Annotated in this window: 5 protein-coding genes; 3 read left to right on the forward strand and 2 right to left on the reverse strand. The window is 44.4% G+C overall.

Annotated elements, in window-relative coordinates; all coding sequences use genetic code 11:
* Positions 1 to 130 precede the first annotated feature (130 nt).
* Positions 131 to 1159 (forward strand): methylmalonyl Co-A mutase-associated GTPase MeaB, encoded by a 1029-nt coding sequence (gene meaB, locus VIN08_RS02220; protein WP_331959555.1) that lies wholly within the window; start codon positions 131 to 133, stop codon positions 1157 to 1159.
* Positions 1160 to 1165: 6 nt separating this feature from the next.
* Here meaB and VIN08_RS02225 read toward each other — a convergent pair whose 3' ends face one another.
* A complete protein-coding gene (locus VIN08_RS02225) occupies positions 1166 to 1354 on the reverse strand; it encodes a DUF5522 domain-containing protein (protein WP_331959558.1) in 189 nt (62 codons plus the stop codon).
* A 113-nt stretch (positions 1355 to 1467) separates the two neighbouring features.
* Here VIN08_RS02225 and VIN08_RS02230 point away from each other — a divergent pair, with 113 nt between their 5' ends.
* Complete coding sequence (locus VIN08_RS02230; protein ID WP_331959561.1) at positions 1468 to 2604, forward strand: ABC transporter substrate-binding protein; 1137 nt, start codon at positions 1468 to 1470, stop codon at positions 2602 to 2604.
* A 50-nt stretch (positions 2605 to 2654) separates the two neighbouring features.
* A complete protein-coding gene (locus tag VIN08_RS02235) occupies positions 2655 to 4775 on the forward strand; it encodes a WG repeat-containing protein (protein ID WP_331959564.1) in 2121 nt (706 codons plus the stop codon).
* 85 nt (positions 4776 to 4860) lie between these two features.
* Here the strand turns inward: VIN08_RS02235 and floA are convergent, their stop codons facing one another.
* Positions 4861 to 5838 (reverse strand): flotillin-like protein FloA, encoded by a 978-nt coding sequence (gene floA, locus VIN08_RS02240; RefSeq protein ID WP_331959567.1) that lies wholly within the window; start codon positions 5836 to 5838, stop codon positions 4861 to 4863.
* Between the last annotated feature and the right edge of the window lie 16 nt (positions 5839 to 5854).

The following is a 5854-nucleotide window of genomic DNA, read 5'->3' on the forward strand; positions in this document are numbered from 1 at the left end:
TTTGAAATGCCCCACATAAAACCAAACACAAAGATGGTTGCGAGTAAACTGTTGATCAGGAATTTCCTCATACAGGAAGCGGGTAGTATCCAGTAAATTTAGAAATTTAACGATTCATTCAATAAAGACTTTGAGGCCCGCTATCAAATCAAGACTTACTACAGAGCAATTCGCGGAAGGAATTTTTCGCGGAGACCGGATTATACTCGGTCAGGCTATAACCCTTATAGAAAGCACCCGCTCGGACGACCAGGTGCTGGGCGCTTCATTGCTCGAACGCATTATAGCAAAAACCGGTAAGGCTATACGCATTGGTATTACCGGAGTGCCCGGTGTGGGCAAGAGTACATTTATAGAAGCCTTTGGCAAACATCTCATCAAACAGGGAAAGAAGATTGCTGTGCTTACCATCGATCCCAGCAGTCAGCTTACGAAAGGAAGTATACTAGGCGATAAAACGCGGATGGAAGAACTCTCGAAAGATGCCAGCGCTTTCATTCGTCCGAGTGCCTCCGGCAGTACGCTGGGAGGTGTAGCACACAAGACTCGCGAAGTAATGTTACTATGCGAAGCCGCTGGCTACGATGTGATACTCGTAGAGACCGTAGGTGTTGGCCAATCGGAAGTATCCGTGAAAAATATGGTCGATTTCTTTTTACTGCTTATGTTGGCCGGTGCCGGCGATGAACTGCAGGGTATAAAGAAAGGTATTATGGAAATGGCGGATGGTATTGCTATTACCAAAGCGGATGGCGATAACATAAAACATGCTACGGAAGCGATGGCAGAATATCAGCATGCGTTCCATCTGTTTGCAGCAAATGAATCTGGGTGGACACCGCGTGTAGTCACATCATCGGCACGAACAGGTCACGGTATAGATACAGTGTGGGAGATGATCAATCAATATCACGATAAGACTACTGCTTCCGGTTTCTTTGCTACCAATCGTGGCCGGCAAAATATAGCGTGGTTTGAAGAGCACTTCGCTCAACTACTCAAAGACGATTTGGCAAAGTCTCTATCTCTTCGCACAACTCATGATACCTTGACAAAATCGGTTGGTGATCATTCACTTTCATCGAGGCAGGCAGCACTGCTTTACCTGGAAGCGTATCACAAAGCTATACGGGAGAGTAATGGTAATGAAACTGAATAAAGAAATTTACTTCTGCTCCTGTTTGGAGTCTTTGTTCTTTCTAAACCCGTATGGACAATGGCGACAACCACTTTTGCAACAATAACCGCGCTTTAGGTGGAAGGCCTCTGTAAAAACGATCAACCCATTTTCCATATAGTGATAGATGGAACTATCATCACTCTTTCCTGCTTCCGATGGATTTGTATCAGCCATATTTACTTTTCGATAAGCAAACTTAAAAATTATTCTACCAAGTTATATTCATACGGGCAGTCGGCAAGTGAAAGTGATTAAATTGCCTGTTCATTTTTTAAAACACGAGCGTTATGCAAAAAATTTCCGGAGTCGTTTTGTTCTTGATTCTATGCTGGGCCTGCACTACCCGCGAGCAAAGCGACAAAAATACTTCTGCTCTTAAAGATTCATTAGCTCTTGACTATGCCGAAGGATTCAAAGTATATTACCAGGGAAATATTAAAATGGTGGAAGTGCCCCGCCCTTTTCAGGGAGCTTCTTCAGGGTATAAATATTTACTCGTTCCTAAGGGTGAAGAGATTCCTCCGCACGATGCCGATGTAAAAGTTATTCGCACGCCACTCGCATCTATAGCTTGTACTTCTACCACTCATATACCTTTGCTTGACTATATAGATGAAACGGATAAGCTCACAGGCTTCTCTACCACCGATTTTATAAGCTCCGAAAAAATGCGCGCGCGTGTTGATGCGGGGAAAGTAACAGAGCTCGGCATCGACAAGGGTATAAATCTAGAAAGACTTGCTGTGTTAAAACCGGATATGCTGATGGGCTATGCGCTAAGCAGTGACTATGGCCAGTTCAAGAAGATTGAAGAACTGGGTGTACCGGTTGTGATCAACGCAGAGTATTTAGAGAAACATCCGCTGGGCAGAGCCGAGTGGATAAAATTTATGGCGGTATTCTTTAACCGCGAAAAAGAAGCTGATTCCGTTTTTCAGGAAATCAAAAAAAATTATATCGCAACGCAGGCTATTGCTGCACAAGCCGCGGCACATCCTTCTATCATTTGTGGTGTGGTGTATGGCGATGCATGGTTTCTTCCGGGTGGTCAAAATTATGCAGCGCGCATTATGGAAGATGCCGGTACACATTACTACTGGAATCATGATGCTTCCAATGGTTATCTTGAATTAAGCTTCGAGGCTGTATATGCAAAAGCAAATCAGGCAGATTTATGGATCGGCACAGGCCCTTACGCTACATTGGCCGAGATAAAAACAGCCGATGAACGATATACACGCTTCAAGGCCTTTCAGCAAAAACAGGTCTATACTTCCGATGCACGCAAGGGCGCTAAAGGCGGAAGCGAATATATGGAGCTGGGGTATCTGCGCCCCGACATTATTCTAAACGACCTGGTGAAGATTGCGCACCCGGAACTGTTGCCGCAGCACATCCTATATTTTCACCGGAAGCTCGAATAATACTGTAAAAAAGTCCGCTCGTTCAAACAGGCTTTCTACCTTTGCAGGTGATGAAGGTAGCGAGTTGTACTCTTGCGCTGTTGCTGATCTCTTTCCTTTCAGCATCGGCAACGTATAGTGTCTTTCAGGAAAACGGCAAGGCAGGATTAAAAGATGACCAGGGAAGAATTGTTATACCCGCACAATATGATGCGCTGGGTTGGAGCAATGGCAGTTTTTCTGTAGTCGATAATGTTACCGGATATAAATTGTCTGGCCGCTGGGGGCTTATCAGCACCGGCAATCATCGTGTTACCAAAAATGAGTATGACGAACTGATTCCCGCAGAGTCGCAGTTGTTCATCGCCAAGAAAAATTCTTCCTACTCGCTTCGTATTGTTACCGGATGTATATCACTATCGGGTAAAGAAGCCATTCCCTTTGAATACGATGGTATAAAAATATCTTCACTTCGTGCAGTAGTCTTTACCAAGATCGGCAACCAGTATAAATATGGCGTGATTGATCTTGCGAATCATACAATCATCCCGCAGCAATACCAGAATATATATCCGATTGGCAGCCTTCGTTTTGCTGTTGAAAACTTCGAGAACAAGCTTGCCCTATTTTCAGAGACGGGCAAACAGGTAACAGATTTTACCATTGATAAGATATCGCCTTTCACCAAGAACTATGCTATTATATACCAGGGCATGCAGCAAGGTGTGATGGATCGCGATGGACAGATCAAGATACAGCCCGGTTATCAGTCGATCGCTATACTGGAAGATGGTACTCTGAAAGTACGCGCACCTCACACATGGGAATTTCTGGATGGCCGAAATAAACTGATCATGAAACACGAAGCAGATTCGATCGAGCCTGTTGATAAGAATCTGATCAAAGTAAAAAGAGGCGAAGCTGTATTATTGACGGATCAACAATTAAAACCTGTATCGCCCAATACGTTTACTTCTATAGGAAGGTTTACCGGCAACAAAGCTATAATGACTGTCAACAGGAAGTATGGTGTGATCAATCGTGCAGGAACCATAATCATTCAACCACTATACGATACACTCATCCCCGCCAGACAATATATAGTAGCGAGCCAGCGACAAACCGGCAAAAGTACGTGGCTGTTGCTCGATAGCATCGGCACACGATTAAACACTAAATCATACGAACACCTTGAACCGTTACAGGATCATTACCTGACTGCATATAACCGTGGCTTTGCCGGAGCAATTGATAGCAAAGGGCGCGAGGTCATTGCCTGCGTTTACGATTCGCTGCTGCAATTGGCGCATGGGCTTATCGTTGTAAAATTTCATAAACAGTACGGCATCATCAATCTGAAAGAAGAGTGGGTTGTTACTCCGCGCGCTAACAAACTCACCATTCTTACTGAGAACCGCTATATGGAAGAAACTCCGCAGCGAAAATTTCTAAAGGCTACAGGTGGTAATGTTATATACTTTACCGACAACCCCATTAAAGTTTCGTCAGATTATATACTCGAATATCTTCCCTCCGGAACAATCTGGAAGATTGACCTAGATGGCAGAATTGCCGACCGGCAAGTTCATCCGGACGAGCCTATTGAAAAGATATACGAAGAGAGCGAAGGCCTGCGTGCTATTCGTAAGAATGGCAAGTATGGATTTATCGATTCACAGGGAAGATTGCGTATAGCGAACCGGTATGAAGGTGTGCAGAAATTTAGCGAGAGCCTGGCACCCGCGATGATCCGCGGTCACTGGGGGTATATTAATCACCAAGACCAAATCGCTATACAACCTGCGTACGATGAAGTAACTGCCTTTCAAAATGGTGTAGCGTTTGTGCGACAGAAACAATCATGGGGTACGATTGACAAGAGTGGTAAAGTTCTATTGCCTATACGTTATCAACGCGTAACACTATTACCTACTAAAAACTTCCTTATTCAAACCAACGATCTCGAAGGTCTGGCAGATGCCACTGGAAAAATTCTGATCCTGCCCAGGTTTCACAAATTGGAAGATGCAGGAAACGGTTTTGCTATCGTTGAGCGCGATGGTAAATATGGTGTGATCAATCTTCAAGGTATCAGCACCATTCCGTTGATGTACGACTTTATTCAATACGATCGCTATAATGATTTCTTCATCGCACAAAAGAAATCGCTCTGGACAAATTTCAAAAACTGATATAGAGTATAGCTATACTCTATAAATAAAAATCCCCGATGTCTTCACACCGGGGATTTCTGTATATACTATATCTGTATATTTATTAACCTTCTTTCTTAGGTCCGGCTGGCGATTGTCCGCTTTTACCAGTACCGGAAATTGCCTGACGCATTTCAGTATCGGCTTGCACGTTTTGCATTTTATAGTAATCCATCACACCAAGATTACCCTTTACAAAAGCTTCCGCCAATGCCTTTGGTATCTCTGCTTCTGCTTCAATTACTTTCGCACGAGCTTCCTGACCTTTCGCTTTCATTTCCTGCTCAAGAGCAACAGCCATTGCTCTGCGCTCTTCTGCTTTCGCTTCAGCAACTTTAAGATCGGCAGTAGCCTGGTCGATCTGAAGTTTAGCACCAATGTTTGCTCCTACATCTACGTCTGCTATATCTATGGACAAGATCTCGAATGCAGTACCGGCATCCAATCCACGTGACAATACGAGTTTTGAAATCTTATCAGGACTCTCCAGCACTTCTTTGTGTGATTTGGCAGAACCGATAGACGATACTATACCTTCACCAACGCGCGCGAGAATAGTATCTTCACCAGCACCACCCACCAGTTGTGCTATACTGGCACGTACGGTTACACGGGCAACAGCAATCAACTGTATGCCATCGGCAGCAACGGCTGCTACTTTCGGAGTAGTAATTACTTTCGGGTTAACCGATATCTGTACAGCCTGAAATACATCGCGACCTGCCAGATCAATAGCCGTTGCCTGCTTAAAGCTGAGGCTGATGTTTGCTTTATCGGCAGAGATCAGCGCGCGAATTACATTTGGTACATTTCCGCCTGCCAGGTAGTGTGTTTCAAGTTCAGAGGTTGTAAGCTGAAGACCGGCTTTGGTAGAAGTGATCATCGACTCTACAATTACTCTTGGTGGTACTTTCCTGATGCGCATAAACACCAGTTCGAATAAACCTACTCGCACGCCTGAGAACAGGGCCGTGATCCAGAGATTTACCGGAACGAAGTAGAGAAAAATAAAGAACAGGATAATCCCGCCAAAGACTATCACAAGTAAACCAGCAGCT

Source organism: Ohtaekwangia sp. (genome assembly GCF_036568665.1).
Lineage (GTDB): Bacteria > Bacteroidota > Bacteroidia > Cytophagales > Cyclobacteriaceae > Ohtaekwangia.